Below are 18,923 nucleotides of genomic sequence, written 5' to 3'. Positions count from 1 at the left end.
CTCTGATTCAGTGAAGTTTGTTAAATGGAAATGCCTCCTGATGCCAGTTTCACAATGGCAACGACAGCCAAGACCAGGATGATGGCGGCTATGACAAGCTCTGCCCTGTTGAATACCGAACCTTCTTTTTTACCTTTCCGGACAGCCCGGAATACGAGAATGCCAGGCGCATATAAAATCATCGTCAACAGCAGGTAGTCAAGACCGGCAGCATACACAAGCCAAATACCGTAAATGCTTGCGATGATCCCGATGACCACGTTTTTGAACCGGTCAGGCTCCTTGTGAATCCAGCTGTATTTGAGCTGATAAAGTCCGGAAAATAAATACGGGATTAAGATTGCTGAAGATGCCAAGGAAAAAGCGAATTGGTAAGCCGCATCTGAGATGATAAACGTCAGCAGAAACAGCTGGATAATGGCGTTTGTCAATGTGAGCGCGTTTGAAGGCGCGCCGTTTTTATTTACTTTTCCGAACCACTTTGGAAAGACTCCTTCCCGCGCGGCAATCAGCGGCAGTTCCCCGGCGAATAATGTCCATGCCAGCCAGGCGCCCAATACAGAAATAATTAATCCCAAGTTGATCAGGACAGCGCCCCATTTGCCGACGATATGCTCCATGATCGCGGCCATTGAAGGGTTTGGAAGGCCGGCCAGGTTTTCCTGATTCATCACGCCGAGAGAGAGCATGGTAATCATCACATAAATCGCAAGCACGCTGATCAGACCGATAACGGTGGCTTTACCGACATCGCTCGATTTTTTGGCCCTGCTTGAAAAAAGCACGGCGCCTTCAATACCTGTAAACACCCAAACGGTGACAAGCATCGTGCTCTTGACCTGCGCCCCGATTGACCCGAGCGAAAGCCCTTTCCCCCAAAAATCCTGAGTAAATAAATCAAGATGAAAAACAAAGATGATGGCGACGATAAATGCAAAAATCGGCACCAGTTTTGAAATGGTCGTAATTAAGTTAATCATGGCAGCGGATTGGACTCCCCGCAGAATCAAGAAGTGTACGATCCAAAGAATCACGCTCGCCCCGATAATAGATGCGATATTTTGCCCGTTTCCAAACGCGGGGATGAAATATCCGACTGAGCTGAACAGCAGCGTCCCGTATGCGACGTTTCCGAGCAGGGCTGCGAACCAGTATCCCCAGCCGCTGTTAAAGCCCATGAAATGACCGAATCCTTCCCGTGCATACGTAAAAATGCCGCCGTCTAAATCAGGCCTTTTCGTCGTGAGATTTTGAAAAGAGAAAGCCAGGGCGATCATGCCGATTCCGGTAATGACCCAGCCGATCAAAATCGCTCCGGCCCCGGCTCCGGAAGCCATGTCGCTTGCGAGGTTGAATGCCCCGCCGCCGATCATCGATCCTATGACAAGCGCTATGAGCGCAAACAGACCCAGTTTTTTTTCTTCCGCCATTTTGGTCACCTCATTCGGTTTAAGGGTGGAAAAGGGAGAAAGGCTCCCTTTTTCCGTCAGTCAAGCTCGCCCAGTGTCGCCGCCATGACTGCTTTAATCGTGTGCATGCGGTTTTCCGCTTCATCAAATACTTTAGAATGTTTGCTGCGGAAGACTTCATCTGTTACTTCCATCTCTTTGAGGCCGTGCTCTTTATATACATTTTGTCCGTATGTTGTATGGAGATCGTGGAAAGCTGGCAGACAGTGAAGGAAGATGACCTCGTCATTTCCGGTTTTCTTGACCAGATCCATATTGACTTGATAAGGTTTCAGCAATTTAATGCGTTCAGCAAATTTGTCTTCTTCACCCATGGACACCCAGACATCTGTATACAGCGCGTCAGCTCCTGAGACCGCTTTATCTGTATCGCTTGTTACGGTCACCTTTCCTCCGGATTCTTTTGCGAAAGCCTCTGCCATTTCCACGATTTCTTGATCAGGGAAAAGGTCTTCAGGCGAGCAGATTCTGACATCCATGCCGACTTTCGCTCCGCCGATGAGCAGGCTGTTGGCAACATTGTTCCGGCCGTCGCCGATATAGGTCAGTTTGATGCCTTTCACACGTCCTGTGTGCTCCTTGATTGTCATGAAGTCGGCAAGCATTTGTGTTGGATGCCATAAATCGGTTAAGCCGTTCCATACCGGTACGCCTGAATGTTCGGCCAGCGACAGAACTTTTTCATGTTCAAAACCGCGGAATTCAATACCGTCAAACATCCGGCCGAGAACTTTTGCCGTATCTTCGATCGATTCTTTTTTGCCGAGCTGAATATCGTCTTTGCCAAGGTACTCAGGATGGGCGCCGAGGTCGATGCAGGCCGTTGTGAAGGCACAGCGCGTTCTGGTTGACGGTTTCTCAAATAACAAGGCGATGTTTTTGCCTTCTAAATAGCGATGTTTGATGCCTTGTGCTTTTTTGTCTTTTAATTCTTGGGCAAGATCGAGCAAATAAAGGATTTCCTCTTCTGAAAAGTCTTTTTCGGCTAAATAGCTTCTGCCTTTTAAATCGATTGTTTTCTCCATTTTGTTCTCTCTCCTTTTTCTAAAACGGCTATTTGATATCTTCACGGTAAAGCGGCATGCTCATGCAGCGCGGGCCTCCGCGTCCTCTTGAAAGCTCTCCGCTCGGGATTTCGATGACTTTGATGCCCTGCGCTCTCAAGCAGGCGTTGGAAATGTAATTTCGGTCATAAGTGACCACAACACCTGGAGCGATGGCGAGGGTATTGGAGCCGTCGTTCCACTGTTCGCGGGCTGAAGCGATTTCATCTCCGTCTCCGCAGAAAATCAGGTTCACATCTGAAAGGCCGAGCGTTTTTTTCAGGACCTCAAGCAGATTGTGCTCTTCAGTAATATGAATGTCTTCATCGGTTTCTCCTCGTTCAAGGATAAAGATCCGCATGTCTCCTTCAGGACCTTGAATTGCCGGATGGATCGTGAATTGATCGCGGTCAACCATCGTAAATACAGTATCTAAGTGCATAAAGGCTCTGGTTTTTGGAATTTCTACGGCCAGTACCCGGCGAATTTGGTTTTGGCGTTTCAATAAATTTCGGCCGAGGCGTTCAATTGCCTGGGCGGACGTACGTTCTGAGACGCCGATTGCCACCGTTTCCTCATTAAGTACAAGCTCGTCTCCGCCTTCGATATTGAAGCTGGAATCGCGATCAAGCCAGATCGGAATATCCAGGCCTTTAAATCGCGGATGGTGCTGCACGATATAGCGCATAAACAGCGACTCTCTCCGGCGGGCTGGTTCCTTCATTCTATTGATGGTTAGTCCGTTGCCGATTGCGGCTGCCGGGTCTCTTGTGAAATAAAGGTTTGGCATTGGATCGAGATAGAATGGATAAGGATCCTCCATCAACTCATGCAAGTTGGTGCGCGTCCCTTTTTCCAATTCATTTTTTCGAATGCCGCTCATGACATGTTCGATCATTGAACTGGTATCCATCGAAAGTAAGTATTCGTTTAATTTCTCATAAGCCCCGTGTATGTCTGCTTTGCTTTCAGACAAAAGATCGCTGATAAACTGCTTGCGGACGGCTGCGTCCTCCAGTGCTTCGGCTGTCAGCTGCTCTAAATAAAGAACCTCCACTCCTTGTTGTTTTAGTGCTTCTGCAAATTGGTCATGTTCCTGTTGAACGGCTGTCAAATAAGGAATATCGTCAAACAGAAGCCGTCCAAGATACTCGGGTGTGAGATTTTCCAATTCCCGCCCGGGCCGCTTCAGCATGACGGTTTTCAGATTGCCGATTTCTGAGTAAACGTGTATCGGTGTCGTCATGATCATCCCGCCTCCTAAGCTCTTTTTTACTACATGTTCAGCTTAAAGCAGCGGGAGAAGAAGCGCTGTGAGAGCGCTAACAGCAAGAATGAGAACTATTTCACATATTTTTTGATGAAGCAAAAGCAAAAATGAATAAATATGATAATTTGAAAATGAACGGCTGTCAGGACAATAAAAAAAACGTATAAATTCTGTATATTTTTTAAGGGGATTTATTTTTGAACAATGTTTGAACATGAAAAAGCCGGCCCTCCAGCGGGACCGGCTATTGCAAACGGCTTCAGCACAAATTCTCACAAAAGGACTGCGCCGTTTCGGGAGATTCAGAGATCACCAGACAGGTATCATTGCCGCAAATGCAGCCCAGCATCTCGGGCCGTCCAAGCTGATCAAGCAGAACCCCGATCGCATGGGCATTTCCGGGCATCGTCTTAATGATGACCATGTTTCCGGAGCGGGTGACCTGTAAGACGACATCTGACATTTTCTCCTTTAGTATTTTTGTGGTGTTAAGTGATAAAGTAGGGTTTGTAAGATAGACAAGTCTTCCATTTTCATTGCTTTGTTTGACAAGGCACATCTCTTTTATATCCCTTGAAATGGTAGATTGAGAAGCGGTTACACCGCGGCTCTTCAGCAGGCTGACTAATTGTTCCTGCGTTTCAACGGGATGTTCGAGTATGGTTTGTCTAATGATCCATTGCCGTTTCTGTTTATCCATCGGAGCGCCTCCCTCAGGCAAGCACGTATATTTTTATTATAGAACGTTTTTTTGTTTATACATGGAAGCTATTTTACAGAAAATCAAATCTTTTATGGGGTTGATAGGCTTCTGAAATTCACTTATAATGCTTGAAGATGACAAATTGATAGAACGAAAGAAAAAGTGGTTTTCTAGGGTTCCGCAGATGCCCCGCATTTGGCCTGGTCCGAGAGAAAACACATAACGATAAATCGTTATGACACGGTGGGATAAAAGCCCAGGAGTTTATGCTCTTTATAGAGCGCTCTCCTGGGTTTTTATTGTGATGATCAATCTTTGAAAAGGAGCTGGTGATATGAAAAAGAAAGTCATTGATATTGTTCTGATCATCGTAGGAGCATTTTTCTTTGCATTGGCTGTTAATCTGTTTGCGATACCGAATGATCTGGGAGAAGGGGGCGTTACCGGGATCACGCTCATTTTGTATTATCTGTTTGAATGGTCCCCAGGCATAACAAACTTTGTGCTGAACGGGATTCTTCTGATCATCGGCTATCGGTTTTTGGATAAAAAAACAACGGTGTATACGATCATCGCGGTAGCGGCCAATTCATTTTTTCTTCATGTGACGGAAGAGTGGGTCATCCCTTCTGAGGAAGTGATCATCAGCTCGATTTTTGCCGGCGTATTTGCCGGTGTCGGCATCGGCATGATCATCCGCGTCGGGGGAACGACCGCCGGTTCGGCGATCCTTGCCAGAATCGCGAATAAATACTTTGACTGGAACATCAGCTATGCTTTATTAATGATTGATTTGGTTGTCGTATTCAGTTCCTACTTTATCATTGGGGCCGAAAAGCTGATGTTTACGATCGTCATGCTTTACATTGCCACAAAGGTGATGGATTTTATCATTGAAGGGCTCAATACGAAAAAAGCGATTACGATTATTTCTGAGCATAAAAATGAAATCGCCGCGCAAGTGAACACGCTGATGGACAGGGGGGTTACGGTCTTATCGGGCCGCGGCCATTATACGGGCGATTCTAAAGAGATTTTATATATCGTCATCAATAAGCAGGAGCTGTCCATGCTGAAAAAGATTATTCGCAGCACAGACAAAAAAGCCTTTGTCATCATCCATGACGTCAGGGATGTGTTTGGCGAGGGGTTTGTTGATATATCGAAATAGCGGGGAGGGCTGCCGGATGTGACCGGCGGCCTTTTTGAATGGGGGCTTATCATATGGCGCAACCGATCCATTATATAGAAAGAAGTCAGGGGTTAGTGGCTTATCTTTCTTCTCCCTCACATTGTAAATTTAAGCAAAATTTAAGCTTGAAGGAGATAAAACTCATACTTTAGTAGGATTTGGCGCATTTTCTAGATGATTATAATGAATAAAAATGGCCTGTGTTAAGAAGTGAAAATAGTTGTGTGAAAGCGCTGAAGAAAAATAAAAGCAGCCGCCTATAAAGCAAGAATCAAAATGGCAAACCGCTATTCCGCTTCTTGAAAGGGGAAGGGAGGTCTTCACATTTGGATGGATTGATAGAAGTAAGGGGCAAAATGTTTTTCAGATGTTGGCTGTTTCTCGCTACATTTGGATTCGGGGCTGCAAGTCTGTGGCTGTTTTATATGGGAATGACATTTCAAACAAAATATTATCTTTTGGCCATACCTGCGGGCCTTTTTTTCAGCCTTTTTTTCTTCACCCTGTTTTTAATCGTTTTCCCCGCGTTCACGAAAAAAGGAAACGTTATCTTCAATATTATAGAAGGAGAAAACGGCCGGCTGTTCTCAGGCAAGAAATCGGTCGATATCAAGGACATGAAAAGCATCAGAATGGATTGGCACCGATACAGCCTGAAAGGCATCTTTTTAATGGATGTGCTGATCCGGACCAGGGAAAACCGGATGGTGCGCATTCCGACTTACAACATTCTTCCGGAACCGGCTTTTTATAAAGCGGTTGAGCTTCACATCCTCCCGCATATGACAGAAGAAGCCCGGCAGGATTGGATCGGCCAGTTTACGGATGCGCAGAGAAACGCTTATCTGAAAGAGTTTGATAAAGATAGATAGCTATCCCCCGGTTTGGCCGGGCCGCATCATATATTTCTATTCATAACGAAGTCGCCAAAGCATATCATAGAATCTGAAAATAAAAAGCCTTCATATAAAATGAAATGTCTTGTGAAACCTTTTGAGGAATAAATCCGTCATACTAATGGCAATGTAATGCGCCTGTATCAGGCCGGGAGCTGTAGCGTTTAAGAAAACAATGTTTGTTTTTCCTATTTTATGTTATTGTAGAACTAGTTTGCTTTGATGTGATCGCTTGCCGGAACAGAAAAAGACTAAAATGTTAAAAGGTAGAGGTTATCATGAAAAAAATATTCTCTCATAAGCTAAGCTTTTTTTTGTTAGCTGTTATTTTGGTATGGGCGAAAACCTATGCTTCTTACTTAATGGAATTTAACTTAGGCGTGAAGGGAACCACGCAGCAGATTCTCTTATTTATCAATCCATTCAGCTTTACCATTGTGTTTCTCGGTTTGGCTTTATTTGCAAAGGGAAGGCGCGCGGCGATATGGATTATTGTCCTTGACGCCGTGATGACGTTTGTATTATATGCAAACATTTTGTTCTACCGTTTCTTTGATGACTTTTTGACTTTTGCAAACCTGAAACAAGCCGGAAACCTTGGCAATATGTCGGACGGCGTGTTTGCCATCATGTCTTTTCACGACATCATCTATGTCATTGACTTGATTATTCTGATTGCGCTGTGTGTGCGCATGCCGGAACTGAAGGCTTCACAACTGAAGAAAAGATGGGCCGCTGTCGTCGTTCTGGCGGGTGTTCTTTTGTTTTATATCAACCTGTCAGTCGCTGAAAAAGACCGTCCGGAGCTGCTGACAAGAACGTTTGACCGCAACTATATCGTCAAATATTTAGGGCCTTACAATTACACGATCTATGACGGCGTTCAGGCGGCTCAGAATGCGACGCAAAAGGCGTATGCAAGCAGCGATGATTTGACGAGCGTCATCAACTACACAAACTCCCATTACGCGAAGCCGAATGACGAGTACTTCGGCGCCGCGAAAGGAAAGAATATTATTAAGATCCATTTGGAAAGCTTCCAGTCGTTTTTGATAGATTACAAGCTGAATGGAAAAGAAGTAACGCCGTTTTTGAATAAATTGGCGCATGGCGAAGAAGACACGATGTACTTCGACAACTTTTTCCATCAGACTGGACAGGGCAAAACGGCTGATGCCGAGCTGATGATGGATAATAGTCTTTTCGGGCTTCCGGAAGGTACGGCATTCGTAACAAAAGGACAAAATACGTATCAGTCCCTGCCGGCGATTCTAAACCAAAAAGAAGGCTATACGAGCGCCGTCCTGCACGGCGATTATAAATCTTTCTGGAACAGGGATCAGGTGTACAAGCAGATCGGCTATGATAAGTTCTTCGACGCCAGCTCTTATGACATGTCTGAAGACAACCTTGTCAACCTCGGTTTGAAAGATAAGCCGTTCTTTGAAGAGTCCATCCCGATGCTGAAATCGCTGAAACAGCCGTTTTATGCGCATTTGCTTACGCTGACGAACCATTATCCGTTCATCCTGGATGAAAAAGACGCCACCCTTGAAAAAGGGACGACCGGAGATGATACGGTTGACGGCTACTTCCAAACGGCCCGCTATCTTGATGAAGCACTGGAACAGTTCTTCAAAGACTTGAAAAAAGCGGGGCTGTATGATGATTCAGTAATCGTAATATACGGGGATCACAACGGAATTTCCGAAAACCACAACCGTGCGATGAAAGAAGTTTTGGGCAAAGAGATTACACCATATCAAAACGCAATGAATCAGCGGGTGCCGCTTATGATTCGCGTGCCTGGTAAAAAAGGCGGAGTCAATCATACGTTTGGCGGAGAAACCGACGTCATGCCGACACTGCTTCACCTCCAAGGAATCGATAACAAAAACTATATCAACTTTGGAACAGATCTCTTTTCAAAAGATCATGACCAAACGGTCGCTTTCAGAAACGGCAACTATGTAACGCCGAAATACACAGTGATCGACTCGACGGTGTATGATACAAAAACAGGTAAAGAATTAAAACCGAACAAAGAAACAGAAAACCTGAAAAAACAGGTGTCTGAACAGCTGAACCTGTCTGACCAGGTTCTCTACAAAGATTTGCTGCGCTTCCATAAGCTTTCGGACTTTAGGCCTGTTGATCCGTCAAAATATCATTATGGAAAAGAAAAAGCCAACGAATAAACCAGACAACGCCTGACGCTTTATTAGCCGTCAGGCGTTTTTTAAGTTTTGGTTTTAAAAAGAGTATATTTTCCTATTCATCTCTGTTACTTTCAGACTTATAATTTAAATTATGGAAAAAGGCCTACGGATGCATTTTTTGGAATTTTCGAAATTATCCTTTTGTCTCTCATTTTGAATAATCAAGAGGTGACGGTTCAATGAGCTATTCAGATATGTTAGATCGAATACATTCGGCTATTTCCAGTCAATCAGCCGATCTGGAAGAAAAGATATCAAGGCTCAAGCGGGCGAAAAGCAAAATAGAAGCGGAACAAAATACATCGATGGAGGAAATCAAAAACATTAAGAAACCTGAGCTGGGTTCTTCATGGAAAGGAAGCCGCTCGGAGAAATTTAATGATGCCAGAGATGAAGCATACAATGAGATGGAAAACATCATAGCGGATGATTATGAAAGCTATAAATCCAGAATCCAGTCCAAGATCGTGCTGCTGGAAATAGAGCAGGGCGCTTTATCGGCCGCGAAGGGCCTCGCGCATACCGCAGACCAGCTGCTGGCCAAAGGAGAGGAAGCCCTCGACGAATTAGGCAGCACGATCGGCGATCTAACGCGCCGCTTGTTTTAGGGCCAGTGTGCATATTTTAATAGAAAAAATTAAAGAAAGGGCTTATGGCCGATGAAGATCTATGAAGCAAAAACCTTGATCTCCGCAATGGAAGAACGCTCAAAACAATATCAAAGTTTAAAAGAGCAAATCACTGATTTAAAAAAGCAGTTTCACGCTGTTGTGAATCTGGGAGGCGATTTCCAGGGGGAAGGCGCGGAAGCCATTAAAGATTTTTATCAGGCTCAGGCTGATGTTGCAGATGCGTGGATAGGCTTGATTGACAAGCAGATTGCATTTTTAGACGGAATTTCCGGCGCAACGGAAGATGTCGATCTTTCCGGGGATACGGTCGTCAAGGTTGACTTTTTGGAGAATGACCTGTCAAACGCTTATACCACATCAAAATCAATCGTCTCTGAACAAAAAAAAGAACTGCAAAACATCTTTCGTGAGATCGATGACATTATGACGCTGGAAGCATTTTCTTCAGAAGCTTTCGAAAACCACCTTGATAAAGCAAAAAAAGAACGTGAAGAAACGGTTGACAAAGTGAATCAGTTTGATAACGATCTGGAATCAGAATACGCCTTATCGGAAACGGAAGAGAGCTTTGTTCTCGGACTGTACGGAGCGCTTACCCAAGCTACACAGAAGGGAAAAGAAGCGTCTCCCGTCTACTTTGACGCCAAGGCTTATCATAGCAGCGACATCTACAAGCTCAAAGATGAAGTGGAAAAGGGGACGGCCGAATACCTGACAATCAAAAAGGAGCAGGAAGAAGCAAGAAGAATCGCGAAAGAACAAGAGGAGCAGGCGAACAGGCCGTGGTATAAAAAAGCCTGGGATGCGACTTGCACCTTTACCGGAGAAGTGACGGGCTATTATGATTATAAGAGGGCGAAAGACGGTATCGATCCTGTAACGGGAGAAAAGCTCTCCGCATCAGAGCGGGTTACAGCGGGCGCCATGGCGGCAGCCGGATTCATTCCTGTCGTCGGCTGGGCGGGCCGTGCATTTAAAGGCGGAAAAGCCATTTATAAAACGGCCAAAGGCTTGAATGCAGCGGAACATGCCCTTGACGCTTACAAGTCCGCCAAATCGCTCGACTATTTGAAAAAAGCCGAATTTGGAATTTACGGTTTGACGGCGGCGAACGGTTTTGGGGAAGCGGCGACAGGAAGGGATATGTTCGGAAACAAATTATCCGATGAACAGCGGAAGCAAAGTCTGTTCAATGCGTTTGCCATCACAGGCGTCGGAGCGGCAGCCCGCTACGCAGATAAACTGCCGGTTAAAAAACTTCCTTACAATACCCACAGCAGCAAATGGATCAATGATAAGCTGGGCAGTGCACGAAACACCATCGACAAAGTGAAACAAAACATCGGCCGCTTTGAAGTGCCGGTCGGCATTCGCGTCGAACAGCTGGCCACACATGCAGGGCCGATGGCCGGCAGAATCGGTTTGGAGAAAAAACCGCTGAGCGACCTGCTGGCATTTTCAGTGAAGGATGGAGGAAGACGGTCAAAACCGCATTGGGATCCAAAGCCTGAGGGCATGTCGCAAAAAGATTATGTAGCCCACAACGGCAATAACTACAGCAAGGAAAAAAGAAGAGAATTATACGAGAAGCTCAATAAGAGCAACCGTAGCTATGTGAAAGAAAAACGGGTGCCGCAGGACCATGAAACATTTCTCAGCGGAGATGATTTTAAGAGAACAAAAATCAGGGTGAAGGGCGCCACAGTCTACGCAAAAGACGGTCTGTACTACTACCGTGACACGCTTCATGTAGGAGAAGCGGCCCATATCGAAGTGTTTGATCATACAGGGAAAAAACATCTGGGGGAAGCGGATCCGATCAGCGGTGTCTTGGACGAAAGCAAAGCAGATGGAAATAAATCGATTTCCAAGTTTATAAAATAGCCGTGTTGAAAGGAAAAAACGATGAAATTACTTGAATTAAACCAATTCCGTATGGATAAAGATGTCTATTTTATGGAAGTGTTTCCGGGAAAAATCGTCATTAATGACGATTATGAAGGAATCATGGTGCTTGATGATCAATTGAATGTCATCGAAACGATTGGTGTAGAGGACATTGTCATTGATGCGTCTTTTAAAAACGCTGCAACGAAAGAATTGGCCGTGTTCTTCCACGATGATAAGCGGTTGTTTTATTTCAATTTTGACAGCATGACCTGTCAGGAATGCAATGTAAAAGAAGACATTCCCGTCTTGTCCAAATATTATGTGTGGGGAAGCGATGAGGTTATTTTCGCCACATATGACGAAGATTTTTACAGATACAGCATGAAGGAAAATAAGTTCGCGAAGATTGAACAAACATATGTAAAGGATCAGTATGAATCATTCTATTTGTTTTGGTCGGAGACTAAGGATTTGCCGGTTGTCCGCTATGACATGGATCAATTGGAAATCATCGTGAATACCAGAAATAATAGATACTATGCTTACCAGTCTGACCAGGATAAAGTATATCTGAAATCCAATTATAAGCCGCATGATGTTGAGTATTCCGGCGAGGCGGCAATGTTCATCCAAGAAAACATCATCGAATTAACGGCTGAATCAAATCAAATGACACTGGAGCCGGGGGATCAAATGACATTCTTAAGAGGAAGATTTTTGTCGCCTGACAAAATAGCCGTTTTAAGCAGTCATAACGACGACCTACTCAGTCAAATCAACATCTATCAGCTGACAGACGAAACTTGAAGACCGCGATCTTCAAGTTTTTTTTGCGTCTGTTCTAAAAACGAAGCTCCCGCATAGGCTTGTATGTGAGAAGGCAGGAGGAGAAACTGGACAATCAGCGGCCTTATTCTATGACTGGGAAGTGAGCGGATTGACGATATGGCATTATTTTTTTAAATTGCATCCTCTGAAAATGAGGGCTGGCTGGAAGGTGAAAGAAAACCACTTATATCAAAAGCCGATTCGGGAGAACCGCCAAATGTTGTTGATATTGGAAAATGGAGCGGAAAATAAAATCGTACAAGTTGAGAATGCGGGGGATCTTCGTTATGATATCAGGATTTTCAATATTGAACAGGAGCCTGTCGGCGGGATGATTGATATTCCGCATGATCAGCTGGTTGAAAGATTGGAAAAAGTGATTTGGAAAGAGGAAGGCGGATCAGGCGGTCCCCGCAATCTGCTGAGGCTTCGCGTTCCGAGCGGCTGGACGGTTTCGCATCATGCATTAACAGATGCAAATCCCGGCGAATTAGCGCCTGACAGCGAGGTGTGGCAGTCTGATTTCAAACGGGACCTCCTGCAGCTTCAGCATGAAGAGGATCGTTTGCTGCTGGATGTCGAGTGGTATCCGGAAAGCGATCCGGCAGGCCATTATGCAGTGAAGCTGATTAAAAACGGCGACTGGAGCCGGCCCCTTGAAGATATGCTATGCATCCATCCGAAGGAGCTCGCCTATGAATTGGACTCTGTCTTAAAAAAAGCGGGGGAGCGCAGCTGAACGCGCCGGCTGATGCCGGCGTTTTCAACAGGGGAAAAAGTCCTGTGTCGATTTGAGACTTTTTGTTCGATAAAATGTAATTTTTTTCTTGAGGGAAGAGGCCGAATCACTTATCATAAATAGAGAAATACATAAACATTCCAATTCAAGAAAGGGGTAGTGGCAAGTGAAAAAATTATTCGCCGCATTGCTGTCTTTAGGCCTGATCATTGGCTTTTCGTTTAGTGCCGGAGGGGTCGTTGAAGCAAAACCGAAGGTGAAAACGTATAAAAACTGCAAAGCGCTGAACAAGGTCTATAAAGGCGGTGTGGCCCGCGCAAAATCCGTGAAGAACAAAGGAGGAAAAACAAAGTACAAGCCTTATGTTTCAAAAGCATTATATGACGCCAATAAAAAGCTTGACCGTGATAAAGATAAAATTGCCTGCGAGCGGTAGCATGCTGAAGATCTCCCGAACGGGAGATCTTTTATGTTTTTAGAAATGGATAGGAACAATCCCCTATTTCTGAATGCGCGATGAAAATTAAAATGGCTGCAACATAATCTTTACAGTACGAAGCTATACTGTTGTACCGAACGGCAAAGAGAAAAGGGGAGTGGATATTGTGTCAGGGTTGAAAAAGCTGGTATTGCCCTTATTGATCGGTTTTTTGGCAGGCTCATTTTTGTTAACATCCCACACACTGGCGGCAGAGCCGCAGGCAAAAGCGCGGAAAGTGGATGTCATTGCGCACAGAGGAGCCTCCGGTTATGCACCTGAAAACACGATCGCCGCATTTGACAAAGCGCGCAAAATGATGGCCGATTATATTGAGCTTGATGTTCAAATGTCAAAAGACGGCAAGCTTGTCGTCATTCATGACACAACAGTGAACCGTACGACCGACATTGATTCTGAGGCGCCCGTCAATGTGAAGGATCTGACGCTTGCTGAGCTGCGCAAGCTTGATGCCGGGAGCTATTTTGGACAGCAGTTCGCTGGTGAACGGATTCCGACGTTCGAAGAAGTGCTTGATCGGTATAAAGGGAAAATCGGACTCTTGATTGAGTTAAAAGAACCTGCCCGCTACCCGGGAATTGAAGAAAAAGTAGCGGCTGCCCTGAAAAAACGGAAACTGGATAGGCCTAAAAGAAAAGTGGTTGTCCAATCATTTGACTTTGCATCTGTCCGCAAAATACACGAATTGCTGCCGGCCGTGCCGACAGGAGTTTTAACTTCCCGCTTCTCAGATCTGACGGATGCCAAACTGAACGACTTTGCAGGATATGCAAACTATGTCAACGCGCATCTCGGAAATGTAGCCGCAGATCCGACGCTGGTGCCGCGGATTCACAAACTCGGGATGAAAATTACACCATGGACCGTCCGCAACCGTGATGAGGTTCCTCTGCTTTTGCAGGCGGGAGTCGACGGCATTGTCACAGATTACCCGGATTATGTTCCCAAAAAAGTGCGTTAAAAACAAAAAGCCTGCAGCATATTCTGCAGGCTTATTTCATCAATAAAACTGAGCCAGGAGCAGCAGTGTAAGCGTAACGGTGATGGCGCCGCCGATTCGTGTAGACACTTGGGCAAACGGCATAAGCTCAAGCCGCTCTGCGGCACTGAGGATGGCAATGTCGCCTGTACCGCCTTGGCCGGAATGGCAGGCATTAATGATGGCGATTTCGATCGGATACATGTTCAGCCATTTTCCGGTGAAAAAGCCGACGGTTATCATGGTGATGACGACGGAGATAATCGTAATAATATTGGCAAGGTTAAAAGCGGCGATCAGCTTGTCCCACGGCGTCATAGAAACACCGATCGCAAATAGCAGCGGGTATGTAACCGCGGTTGAAAAAAAGCGCGACACGCCGTAGGCTCCGCTTTCGATATTGGCGGGAGCCAGGCGGAACAATTTAATCGCGACTGCCAATAACAGCATCATGACCGGCGCCGGCAAGCCGAATAGGTCATGAAGAAGCATGCCGACTAAATACAGTGAAACAGCGAGTATTCCGCCTGATGCAAAATCCGACAGATTAAAAACGCTTTCTTTTTTCTTATCCTGAGCTTCAAGTGCAGGAGCGCTTTCACCCTCTGAACGGTCAACTTTTCCATTTCCCGTCCATTCCGGATTTTTCTTTCCAATGACATTAAGGACGCCTGATAAAATGACAGCGCTTAAGCTTCCGAACATAATCGATGGAATGACCAGCGCAAAAGCCTCCCCCTGCGACATATGCATAATTTCAGAATAGCCGATGGACAGCGGGATCGCTCCCTCACCGACTCCTCCCGCCATGATGGGAATGACAATATACAGCAATGTATGCTGAAAGCCGAGGCCGAGCATGGTGCCAACCGCTAAGCCGACCGCAGCAGCAGCGATTGATCCGGCAATCATAGGAACAAAAATTTTAATAAATGCCCTGACGAGCGTTTCTCTGTTCATTCCCAAAATACTTCCAACTACAATGGTAGAAATAAATAGATAAAGAAAGTTTGAGTTTTCTGTAAATTCAGTTGTCGATTGAATGATGTCTTCCGGAATCAAATGGTAATACACGATAGCAGACGGAATAAATGTAGCGAGGATTGCAGCTCCCCCGACAGATCGGACAAATGGAATAGACTTTCCGATTTGTGCAAAGGTAAAGCCGAAAAAACCCGTTACAGCAATAGAGGTTAAGATATCGCTTTTGAGATTATGCATATTTACAAACGTGACAATTAAAGCAAACAGCAGTAAATATACAGGCAGCGGAATAATGCCGATTTTTATATTCATCATTCTTGCAATAAAATGATCATCCTTTTCTTTTATTGGTTGAAAAGGAATACTTTGTATCTCTGTTTTTGGTTCCATCATCTTTCCCCCATTCGTTTGAAAACCCCTTGCTGTGTTAATTAACTAAATTAAGTATACTAAAAAAAACAAAATTCAGACAAGTGCGAAAGAAGACCTACACGTATTGCTGACAGGCTTTCGTCATCCGCCGGCCAATCATTGATCATGAGCTGATGAACAGAAAATCGCGCCATACATCATTTTTTTCGAAACATAAAAAGGTGCAATCACGCCGGTTTTTCCCGTTTTTCCGTTTTCTTCAAAAAAATCGACACAAAAAGGCTGTGAATCCGTCAAAAATAAATCAAATATTTAGGCATCCAGCCTTTTTTTCTCGGGAAAAACCGTTTGATAGGCTGCTTTCATCCATTCAAAGAAACAGAAGCTTATGACCAATGATTCAAGAGAGAATTCGAATAAATATCGCCGGTGGTCCTTTTGTTGTTTTAGTAATAGAGTCTAAGGTCATGTATGAAAGTTATATTTTTTAAATTTCCTAACCGCAAAGTAGTAATTTGCTAAAGAAGGCGGATGAAAAGTAATTTTCCATCCGTATACAACAATTGCATAGGAGAAAGAAGATGAATCAAGTTTTATATCGTTATCCGCTCGTGATGATCGTTCTCATATTGATTGGGTTTTTCAGCTGCAACGCGAACCCGCGCTTTAAAAAGCCTTTAATCGTCATGTGTTTTGCAGCAAACGGCATTTATATCATCTGGAGACTCGGGTTTACTTTGCAAGCTCCGGGACTGATGATGCGGTAATGGGTGTGATCCTGGCTGCCACCGAATGCATCGGCTTTTTTCGGTTTGTCATCTTTTATACGCTTGAATGGAAGGAAAAGCAGCGGAGTCCTCTTGTTAGATGAGCATGATCAGCGGCCGACGGTCGATGTCTTTATCGCCGCTTACAACAAAGACCGGCATGTGCTAAAACCGGATGCCAAATTGAAACGGCAGCCCCCTGGAAGACGGCGGAAACGTTTTGGCATCAATTGATGGCAAGCAGGCCGGACAAAGGCCAGCAGTCGTTTGCTGGACAAAAAAGAAAACGGTGTGCGGCCGGCCAGAAGTTTCTGGATGGAGACTCAGCCTAAACATGCCTCTGCCTGCGGGCCTTTTTTGTTACAGGTCTTCGCGGACGGTTCGGCCCTGTTCGTACTTCATGCTCTGATTCAGCTCGTTTTCTTTAGCGGTTATAACATCGGGGCGGATTTTGATTACAACCGTTCTGCTGCCCAAAGAAGACCGGTATTTTTCCACATGGGTTTTGGAAAGCGGGGAACTGTAGTAGCCCGGCACGTATTTTGTCAGAAGGGCCTGCATGGCGGCTGTCGCCTCATCCAAGTCTGAGATGATTTCCGCTTTGCCGAAAAGGATGACGCTCATATAAGCTGTGTCTGTTTTTGCAGGAATCGGATGGACCATCGTTCCGTAATGTTCGCTGACCGTGAAGCATACTTGCTGATTTTCGCGAAGCATATCGATTTTTCGGCCTTCAGCTGCACCGTGGACATAAATGAAGCCGTTTGTCCAAACGAAATTTAAAGGTACGACATAAGGGACCCCGTCCGTTGACAAGCCGAGGTACCCGGTTGGCGCTTTGGTCAACAAGCGGTCAATCTTCTCCTTATCTGTGCATTCCAGTTTGTGATTGCGAATCGTATGAGTCATAGTGAATCTCTCCTTTCGGTGTATGATCATGATTTTAGGTTGTCATTGTCCCTTTAAAAAGAGACAATGATATAAAACTTGATGAGGTCAGATGATGATAGAATTAACTCCTTTACTTAACAAAAAGCTCGGCATTCCCCTCTATATTCAGCTTTATGAATATATAAAAAAAGACATTGAAGAAGGCAGCATACCTCAGGGGGCAGTGCTGCCCTCAATCCGCTATTTGTCCGAGCATTTAAAGGTGAGTAAAAATACCGTTGAGAACGCCTACGGGCAGCTGGCGGCGGAAGGGTATACAGAAAGTAAACCGAGAAGCGGCATAAAGGTGCTTCCGTTGGAAAAACCGCTGCTGCCGCTCACTCAATATAACGACGTTGCGCGTTCCGGGCGTTGTGATTCTGGGCAAAAGCCTGCCGCACCCTATGATTTTACATATGGCGATATCGATTTGAACCATTTCCCATACAAAGTCTGGAAGCGGTGTTTGCAAGATGTGCTGACAAGCGGGGAGCCCGATTTATTTTTATATGGTGCGCATCAGGGCGATCTGGGCCTTCGCCAAGAGTTGGCCAAGTATTTATTTCAAGCAAGGGGTGTACGCTGTTCACCCGAGCAAATTGTGATCTGTTCAGGTACGCAGCATGCTGTCAGTCTGCTGTGCCAGCTGCTCTCGAATCGCGGCCGGCGGGTCGCGGCGGAAAATCCCGGTTATGACGGGGTTCGCTCTGTTTTTCTAAATCACGGATGGGAGGTTCGGCCAATCGGTCTGGAAGCGGATGGGATCGATTTGAAGCAGCTGGCCGAAAGCCGGGCAAAATTGACTTACGTCACACCTTCCCATCAGTTCCCATACGGGATGGTTCTCCCTATCCAAAAAAGGCTGAAATTGCTCGAGTGGGCTCATCATCATGGCGCCTACATCATTGAGGATGATTATGACAGTGAATTTCGCTATCAGGGACGGCCCATTCCATCTTTAAAAGCGCTTGATACGAAGGAAAACGTTATTTATTTAGGGACATTTTCAAAATCGTTTCTGCCGTCGGCCAGGCTCAGCTATATCGTCCTGCCCGAGGAGCTGACAGGCCCATTCTGTGAAAAATTCCGCCGTTACAGCCAGCCCTCCTCTCCTATCATTCAACGAGCGATGTATTTGTTTATGAAAGAGGGGCATTTTGAACGGCACATCCGAAAAATGAAAAAAGTGTACCAGGAAAAACATAAAACATTGCTTTCAGCCATCGACAAATACTTCGGGGATCAGGTGCAGATCATTGGCCAAAAAGCAGGCCTCCATATTGTAATAAAGGCAAACAAACATGCTGGTGACGTCATAAGCAAAGCGGAGAAGCAAGGTGTAAAGGTCTACCCCGTATCCGATTTTTGGATTGATCCCGAAGACAGCCCATCTTCAATGGTGATGGCGGGATTCGGGGGTCTTTCCGAAATGGAAATCGAGGAGGGAATCAAGCGGCTGCAAAAAGCATGGTCTTCCTAATTTTGCATAAATGATGAAAAAAGCTGCCGGC

General features: G+C 45.3%; 18 protein-coding genes and 1 riboswitch. Of the genes, 12 read left to right on the top strand and 6 right to left on the bottom strand.

Going from position 1 to position 18,923, the window contains the following annotated elements; all coding sequences use genetic code 11:
* Positions 1-20: 20 nt before the first annotated feature.
* From arcD to argR, 4 genes are all read right to left on the bottom strand, one after another.
* On the bottom strand, positions 21-1,430 hold the full coding sequence (gene arcD / locus BTR1S_RS01925) for an arginine-ornithine antiporter (protein WP_006639633.1): 1,410 nt from the start codon (positions 1,428-1,430) through the stop codon (positions 21-23).
* A gap of 56 nt (positions 1,431-1,486) precedes the next feature.
* On the bottom strand, positions 1,487-2,494 hold the full coding sequence (argF, locus tag BTR1S_RS01920) for an ornithine carbamoyltransferase (RefSeq protein ID WP_006639632.1): 1,008 nt from the start codon (positions 2,492-2,494) through the stop codon (positions 1,487-1,489).
* 28 nt (positions 2,495-2,522) lie between these two features.
* Entirely contained in the window at positions 2,523-3,758 is a 1,236-nt protein-coding gene (gene arcA, locus BTR1S_RS01915; protein ID WP_006639631.1) for an arginine deiminase, read from the bottom strand.
* Between the two features lie 283 nt (positions 3,759-4,041).
* Complete coding sequence (gene argR, locus BTR1S_RS01905) at positions 4,042-4,482, bottom strand: arginine repressor (RefSeq protein ID WP_006639629.1); 441 nt, start codon at positions 4,480-4,482, stop codon at positions 4,042-4,044.
* A gap of 162 nt (positions 4,483-4,644) precedes the next feature.
* Positions 4,645-4,750: riboswitch (guanidine-I (ykkC/yxkD leader) on the top strand.
* A gap of 69 nt (positions 4,751-4,819) precedes the next feature.
* Between argR and BTR1S_RS01900 the strand changes: the two genes are divergently transcribed.
* The 9 genes from BTR1S_RS01900 (at position 4,820) to BTR1S_RS01860 (ending at position 14,341) form a co-directional block, all read left to right on the top strand.
* Complete coding sequence (locus BTR1S_RS01900) at positions 4,820-5,656, top strand: YitT family protein (RefSeq protein ID WP_006639628.1); 837 nt, start codon at positions 4,820-4,822, stop codon at positions 5,654-5,656.
* Between the two features lie 347 nt (positions 5,657-6,003).
* Positions 6,004-6,549 carry a YfjD family protein gene (locus tag BTR1S_RS01895; RefSeq protein WP_006639627.1) on the top strand — a complete coding sequence of 182 codons (546 nt, stop codon included), beginning with the start codon at positions 6,004-6,006 and terminating at the stop codon, positions 6,547-6,549.
* A 302-nt stretch (positions 6,550-6,851) separates the two neighbouring features.
* The gene (gene ltaS, locus BTR1S_RS01890) at positions 6,852-8,771 is read left to right on the top strand and encodes a lipoteichoic acid synthase (RefSeq protein ID WP_029419720.1); all 1,920 of its coding nucleotides are present in this window, start codon (positions 6,852-6,854) and stop codon (positions 8,769-8,771) included.
* 200 nt (positions 8,772-8,971) lie between these two features.
* On the top strand, positions 8,972-9,400 hold the full coding sequence (locus BTR1S_RS01885) for a YwqH-like family protein (protein WP_006639625.1): 429 nt from the start codon (positions 8,972-8,974) through the stop codon (positions 9,398-9,400).
* A gap of 51 nt (positions 9,401-9,451) precedes the next feature.
* A complete protein-coding gene (locus tag BTR1S_RS01880; protein ID WP_006639624.1) occupies positions 9,452-11,308 on the top strand; it encodes a ribonuclease YeeF family protein in 1,857 nt (618 codons plus the stop codon).
* Between the two features lie 21 nt (positions 11,309-11,329).
* Positions 11,330-12,121: a hypothetical protein gene (locus BTR1S_RS01875; RefSeq protein WP_006639623.1), complete on the top strand. Its 792-nt coding sequence runs from the start codon at positions 11,330-11,332 to the stop codon at positions 12,119-12,121.
* A 238-nt stretch (positions 12,122-12,359) separates the two neighbouring features.
* Positions 12,360-12,881, top strand: coding sequence for a hypothetical protein (locus BTR1S_RS01870; RefSeq protein WP_236834721.1), 522 nt, complete (start codon positions 12,360-12,362; stop codon positions 12,879-12,881).
* Positions 12,882-13,047: 166 nt separating this feature from the next.
* On the top strand, positions 13,048-13,317 hold the full coding sequence (locus tag BTR1S_RS01865) for an excalibur calcium-binding domain-containing protein (RefSeq protein WP_006639621.1): 270 nt from the start codon (positions 13,048-13,050) through the stop codon (positions 13,315-13,317).
* A 169-nt stretch (positions 13,318-13,486) separates the two neighbouring features.
* Positions 13,487-14,341 (top strand): glycerophosphodiester phosphodiesterase, encoded by an 855-nt coding sequence (locus BTR1S_RS01860; RefSeq protein WP_029419718.1) that lies wholly within the window; start codon positions 13,487-13,489, stop codon positions 14,339-14,341.
* A gap of 39 nt (positions 14,342-14,380) precedes the next feature.
* On the opposite strand, the gene cimH is transcribed toward BTR1S_RS01860, so the two are convergent.
* Entirely contained in the window at positions 14,381-15,733 is a 1,353-nt protein-coding gene (cimH, locus tag BTR1S_RS01855) for a citrate/malate transporter CimH (protein ID WP_006639619.1), read from the bottom strand.
* A gap of 563 nt (positions 15,734-16,296) precedes the next feature.
* On the opposite strand from cimH, the gene BTR1S_RS01850 reads away from it, so the two are divergent.
* Positions 16,297-16,482 carry a hypothetical protein gene (locus BTR1S_RS01850; RefSeq protein ID WP_029419716.1) on the top strand — a complete coding sequence of 62 codons (186 nt, stop codon included), beginning with the start codon at positions 16,297-16,299 and terminating at the stop codon, positions 16,480-16,482.
* A gap of 93 nt (positions 16,483-16,575) precedes the next feature.
* On the top strand, positions 16,576-16,716 hold the full coding sequence (locus BTR1S_RS22365; protein ID WP_006639618.1) for a hypothetical protein: 141 nt from the start codon (positions 16,576-16,578) through the stop codon (positions 16,714-16,716).
* 126 nt (positions 16,717-16,842) lie between these two features.
* On the opposite strand, the gene BTR1S_RS01845 is transcribed toward BTR1S_RS22365, so the two are convergent.
* The gene (locus tag BTR1S_RS01845) at positions 16,843-17,391 is read right to left on the bottom strand and encodes a pyridoxamine 5'-phosphate oxidase family protein (protein WP_029419715.1); all 549 of its coding nucleotides are present in this window, start codon (positions 17,389-17,391) and stop codon (positions 16,843-16,845) included.
* 94 nt (positions 17,392-17,485) lie between these two features.
* On the opposite strand from BTR1S_RS01845, the gene pdxR reads away from it, so the two are divergent.
* Entirely contained in the window at positions 17,486-18,892 is a 1,407-nt protein-coding gene (gene pdxR / locus BTR1S_RS01840) for a MocR-like pyridoxine biosynthesis transcription factor PdxR (RefSeq protein WP_081723764.1), read from the top strand.
* The last annotated feature ends 31 nt before the right edge of the window (positions 18,893-18,923 follow it).

Source organism: Bacillus sonorensis NBRC 101234 = KCTC 13918 (genome assembly GCF_001592005.1).
Lineage (GTDB): Bacteria > Bacillota > Bacilli > Bacillales > Bacillaceae > Bacillus > Bacillus sonorensis.
This window is presented reverse-complemented; position numbering and strand designations above follow the sequence as displayed.